This window comes from Mycobacterium sp., from assembly GCF_032162105.1.
Taxonomy (GTDB): Bacteria; Actinomycetota; Actinomycetes; order Mycobacteriales; family Mycobacteriaceae; genus Mycobacterium.
Genome location: NZ_JAVRPS010000008.1, coordinates 1 through 5,531, shown reverse-complemented (window position 1 = coordinate 5,531; position 5,531 = coordinate 1). Strand labels below are relative to the sequence as shown.

5 protein-coding genes and 1 pseudogene are annotated in these 5,531 nt (G+C 69.4%); 5 read left to right on the top strand and 1 reads right to left on the bottom strand.

Going from position 1 to position 5,531, the window contains the following annotated elements; translation table 11 throughout:
* The 5 genes and pseudogenes from QOC69_RS00315 to QOC69_RS00295 all read left to right on the top strand — a co-directional run.
* Window positions 1-348: pseudogene (locus tag QOC69_RS00315) on the top strand (TetR family transcriptional regulator); the annotation flags it as partial.
* Between the two features lie 113 nt (window positions 349-461).
* Window positions 462-977 carry a hypothetical protein gene (locus tag QOC69_RS00310; protein WP_526435204.1) on the top strand — a complete coding sequence of 172 codons (516 nt, stop codon included), beginning with the start codon at window positions 462-464 and terminating at the stop codon, window positions 975-977.
* Between the two features lie 180 nt (window positions 978-1,157).
* Window positions 1,158-2,678, top strand: a complete 1,521-nt coding sequence (locus QOC69_RS00305; RefSeq protein ID WP_526435202.1) for an AMP-binding protein — start codon at window positions 1,158-1,160, stop codon at window positions 2,676-2,678.
* A gap of 45 nt (window positions 2,679-2,723) precedes the next feature.
* On the top strand, window positions 2,724-3,482 hold the full coding sequence (locus tag QOC69_RS00300; protein ID WP_526435200.1) for an alpha/beta fold hydrolase: 759 nt from the start codon (window positions 2,724-2,726) through the stop codon (window positions 3,480-3,482).
* A gap of 47 nt (window positions 3,483-3,529) precedes the next feature.
* Entirely contained in the window at window positions 3,530-3,916 is a 387-nt protein-coding gene (locus QOC69_RS00295) for a DUF2237 family protein (protein ID WP_526435198.1), read from the top strand.
* 37 nt (window positions 3,917-3,953) lie between these two features.
* On the opposite strand, the gene QOC69_RS00290 is transcribed toward QOC69_RS00295, so the two are convergent.
* A partial coding sequence (locus tag QOC69_RS00290; protein ID WP_526435196.1) for a gamma-glutamyltransferase family protein occupies window positions 3,954-5,531 on the bottom strand: 1,578 nt, incomplete at its 5' end.

The window sequence follows — 5,531 nt, the reverse complement described above, 5'->3', positions numbered from 1 at the left end:
CTGGTCGTCGATCCGACGGCGAGCCTGCAGTCCCGGGTGAGCGTTCAGTTGCGGGCGATCACCCTGATCGTCGCCGATGAACCCCGCCTCGCGGCAGCGTGCACGCAGGCGCTGTTGCGCAACGACGACCCCGCCGTCGACGACGTCCGCGCCCGGATCGGCGCAGAGGTGCGCCGCAGGCTCGGCGCGGCGTTGGGCACCGGCGCGTGGCCGGAGGTGCTCGCCACGCTCGAGACGGTGTTCTGGGGAGCGCTGCTGCAGGTGCAGTCGCGGTCCGTGGCTTACCGCACCATGGCGAACCGGCTCGACACCATGCTGTCGCTGATCTTGCCCGAGGGTGATCGTTGACCTTCCCGAGCACGAGGTGACGGGCCCCGAACCGGCGGAGTGGCTCAACGAACTTGGACCGCAACGCGTGCTGTTAGCATCCCGAGGTCCAGCTACGGCGAAGGAGGGGTCGAGTGGCTCGCGCACTGGCAGTGCCGTTGACCGTCGCCGCGGTCATGATGATGTGGTCGTCACCCGTCGCTGCGGCGGAACCGCCATCCGAAACCACCGTCTACGCCATCGGCAAGTGCTTCGATCTGGCTCTGCCCCCACCGCAACGACCGGCGCGGTTCGACTACAACTGCGACGGAACGGGCGTACTGCAAGACATGACGTGGACGACGTGGGGCGTCGACGGCGCGAAGGGGACCGGCACGGACGGCTCGATCGAATGCAAGCCGAACTGCGCCCAGGGCACGCGGCTGACCAATCCCGTTGTCGTGCACGCGTGGAATCCGTTGCCACCGACCAACGCGCTCTGTCCGTCGGGCGTGAAGTTCTACTCCGATCTCTCCATTGCGTACCCCCACAGTGCACCGCCCTGGATCAAGCCGGGAACGACGTGGGACGTGGGAACCGACTTCGTGACCATCGACGGCATGCCCGCCGTCCACTTCTCCGAGCTGAAGCCGAACTGCCGGCCGCGCTAAGCGTTCACATAGCGCTCAGAGCCCGGCGCCTCGCACTTCTACGCCCCCACCGCTATTTCGATGACGCCATCACGCCTTGGCGAGCTGCTTCTGCTCGTAGGGGCGCGCCCACCCCTTACTAGTACCCTCGCTTTTCGTGACCGTCTCTGTGCGCCGGGTCAGCCAGACGAGCTGACGGAGATGACCGACCGGATCGAACTCATCCACCAGCTGGTGTCGTCGGCGGCCGCCGCGGTGCCCGATCGGGCCGCCATCATCTGCCCCGACGGCTCGACCGTTACCTTCGCCCTGTTCGACCGTCAGGTGAGCTCCGTCGCGAACTGGACGGCCGAGCGAACCCGTCGCGGCGACCGCGTCGCGGTCATCGCGGACAACAGCGCCGCATACGCCCGGCTCTACTACGGCGTTCCCCGCAGCGGCCGCATCCTGGTGCTGATCAATCAGCGGCTCAGCCCCGACGGGCAGACCACCCAACTCGCGTCGGCCCGGCCGACCATCCTCGTCGGTGATGCGCGCTACCTGGACGCACTCTCGGGGATCGCCCAACACCTCCCCTCCGTCGAGCACGTCGTGGCGTTCGACGATCCGGAATGGCAACGCGCGGAACATGAGTCGGCTGGTGGCACCGAAGTGGTCGGGCCCGACGATCCGGCCTGGCTGCTGTTCACCAGCGGATCGACCGGGGCGCCGAAGGGCGTCCTGCACACCCATCGGTCGATCACCACCGCGGTGCGAGGCACCGTCGCAGGACGGTCGGTGCGATCCGGCGGCGTCTACCTGCTGCCGTTTCCGATGTGCCACGTCGCGGGCTACAACATGTTGGTGCAGCACGCCGCCCAGTCGACGGTGCTGCCCGTCGCGGCGTTCCGCCCCGACGCGTTCGCCGAGGCCGTCAACGCGCACGGGGTCACGTCCTGCTCGCTGGCGCCGACCATGCTGCACGGCCTGCTCGCTCATCTCGAGGAGACGGGGACCGAGTTGCCGACGCTGCGTGACATCGCCTACGGTTCGGCCGCGATCCCGGCGGACCTGCTCCGCCGGGCGCTCGCGCGGCTCGACGTCGGCTTCCATCAGGGCTACGGCATGACCGAAACCGGTGGCAACGTCACGTTTCTCGGCCCCGACGACCACCGCGCCGGGGCGGATGGTGACGCAACGATCCTGGCCAGCGCGGGCCGGGCGCACCATGAGGTGCAGATCCGCATCCAGATCGACATCGCCTCCGAGAAGGACGGTGTCGGTGAAATCCTGGTCCGCGGAGCACAAGTCGCCGCCGGCTACTGGCCGGACAACACACCGGCGACGGTCGACGGCTGGCTGCACACCGGTGACGTCGGCCGCATCGACGACGCCGGGCGACTGATCGTGCTCGACCGCCGCAAGGACGTCATCATCACCGGCGGCGAGAACGTGTCCTCACGCGAAGTCGAAGATGCGCTGTCGAGCCACCCGGACGTCGATCAGGTCGCGGTGGTGGGTGTGCCCGACGAGTACTGGGGCGAGGCAATCTGCGCCGTGGTCGTCGCCAAGGCCGGCGAGCCCCCCTCGGCGGAGGCATTGGCCGCCCACGTGCGTGCGAGGATCGCGGCGTTCAAGCGCCCGCGGCACGTCCTGTTCGTCGATGCGCTTCCGCTGACCTCCAACGGGAAGATCGTCAAAGAGGCTGTGCGGCAATACGCCCGAAAGGAACTGGCGCGCTAGGCCCTGCCGCCCTACGATCACGACTGCCGTGTCAGGATCTGGGTCATGACGGTGGTACTGGTGCACGGCAACCCGGAGACCGACGCGGTCTGGGATCCCCTGGTGGAGGCACTCGGCCGGGATGACGTGATCCGGCTGTCCCCGCCCGGCTTCGGCGCCCCGCTGCCGGACGGCTGGCCCGCCACCTACCTGGACTACCGCGACTGGTTGGAAGCCGAACTGGCGCGGCTGGACGGTCCAATCGACCTCGTCGGACACGATTGGGGCGGCAACCACGTGGTCAACGCGATGATGCACCGCCCAGAGTCGGTGCGCAGCTGGGTCAGCGACATCATCGGGGTGTTCGACCCGGACTACGTCTGGCACGAGGCAGCGCTGGTGTGGCAGACGCCCGGCGATGGCGAGCGGCTGGCCGACGCCATGCTGGGCGGGACACTGCAGGAGCGAACGGAACGAATCGTCGCGCTGGGCGTGACACCCGAGGTGGCCGCCAAGATGGCCACCGCCCACGGCCCGGAAATGGCTCGAGCGCTGCTGCTGCTCTACCGCTCGGCGCGCCAACCCGCCCTGGCCGAAGCAGGCCGGTCACTGGAGCGGGCCGCGGCGCGACCGGGGCTGTGCCTGCTTGCCACCGAGGACCACTACGTCGGCTCGGAGGAGATCCGGCGCCGGGCAGCGACGCGCGCGGGAGCCCGCACCGAGGTACTCGAGGGGCTGGGCCACTGGTGGATGGTGCAAGACCCGGCACGGGGCGCGGCCGCGCTGACTGGCTTTTGGGATTCACTCGACCAAGTGCCCGGGTAGTGCTCGTCGCCATGGCCTCGCACCCGGCTAGGGGTAATACTTGGCCGATGGCTGATCGCAACGTACTTGGCGGCCCGTTGGAGCAGTGCGGCACCGACCCGCTCACTGGCTTCTACCGCGACGGCTGCTGCTCGACCGGGGACGAGGACCACGGCCGGCACACCATCTGCGCTGTCGTCACCGGAGAGTTCCTCGAACACCAGCGCTCCATCGGCAACGACCTCTCGACGCCGATGCCCCAATACCGGTTCCCCGGCCTCTCACCCGGCGACCGCTGGTGCGTGACCGCAGTGAATTGGCTCCGGGCCCAAAGCGACGGCTACGCCGCTCCGGTGGTGCTGGCGGCCACCCACGAACGCACCCTCGACGTCGTGCCCCTCGAGACGCTGCGCGAGCACGCGATCGACGTGCCCGACGACCTGAGCAGCCTCTGACGGGCGGGACGCTCGGGGACGGGATGGCCGGGTCGGCTCAGAAGCCGGCGGCCTGCCCGTCGCGGCGCGGGTCGCTCGCCGCCAGATACCCGTCGGGCCGCCGCCAGATCGCCTGGCAGCTGCCGAACTGGTTGTAGTCGTCGACCACGACGAGATCGTGGCCGCGCCTGCGCAGCTCGTCGACCGTTGCGCGTGGGAGGCCGTCCTCAACGCTCACCTGCATGCCCTGCAACCAGCGGAACCGCGGTCCGTCGCACGCCGCCTGTGGGTTCTGGCCGTAGTCGGCGATGCGCACCACGACCTGCAGATGACCCTGCGGCTGCATGGTGCCGCCCATCACGCCGAAACTCATCACCGGTGCGCCGTCTCTGGTGAGGAAGCCGGGGACGATGGTGTGGTACGGACGCTTGTGCGGCCCAACCAGATTGGGATGCCCCGGCGTCGCGCTGAACTCGGTCCCGCGGTTTTGCAGCGAGATCCCGGTGCCCGGCACCACCACGCCCGATCCGAAGCCGTCGTAGTTGGACTGGATCATCGACACCATCATCCCGGACGCGTCGGCGGCGGTCAGATACACCGTGCCGCCCCCCGGCGGCCTGCCAGCCGCCACCGGTGTGGCCCGCACCGGGTCGATCAGCGTCGACCGCTGCTTCAGGTAGTCGGCGTCGAGGAGTTGTTGCGGACCCACCAGCATGTGGTCGGGGTCGGCGACGTAGGCCAGCGCGTCGGCGAACGCCAGTTTGATCGCCTCGATCTGGAGGTGCATGCTGTCTGCCGAATCGACTGGGAGCGAGGCCATGTCGAAGTGCTGCAGGATGCCCAGCGCGATCAAGGCGATGATCCCCTGACCGTTCGGCGGGATCTCGTGCAGCGTATAGCCGCGGTAGTCGATGCTGATCGGATCGACCCAGTCGGCACGGTGCGCGGCGAGGTCCGAAGCCAGCATGACCCCGCCGTTCGCGGTCGAATGCGCCTCCATCGTCGCGGCGAGTTCGCCGCGGTAGAACGCCTCCCCGCCCGTTGCCGCGATCGCCTCCAACGTCGCCGCGTGCTCGGGGAGCCGGAACCGCTGCCCAGGTGCCGGCGCCCGCCCGCCCGGAAGAAACGCCTCGGCGAACCCCGGCTGCGGCCGCAGCTCCGTCACCTGGTCGGCCCACTGCGCGGCGACCGTCGGCGAGACGAGGAACCCGTCGCGCCCGTAGCCGATCGCCGGCTCGAAGATCCGGGCAAACGGCAACCTGCCGAACCGGGCGTGCAGCTCGGTCCACGCCGATACCGCGCCTGGCACGGTCACCGAATTCCAACCCCGCTCCGGCACCGGGCCGCCGCCGAAGTACTCCGGTGTCCATGCCGCAGGCGAGCGCCCCGAGGCGTTCAACCCGTGCAGCCTCTCGCCGTCCCACACGATGGCGAAGGCGTCGGAGCCGATGCCGTTGGACACCGGCTCGACCAAGGTCAGAGTGATCGCGGCGGCCAGTGCCGCGTCGACTGCGCTGCCGCCGTCGGCCAGCATCGCCAGACCGGCTTGTGCGGCCAGCGGCTGCGACGTGCAGACCACGTTGCGCGCCAGCACGGGTTTGCGCGGCCAGGCGTACGGGAGGTCCCAGGAGAACGG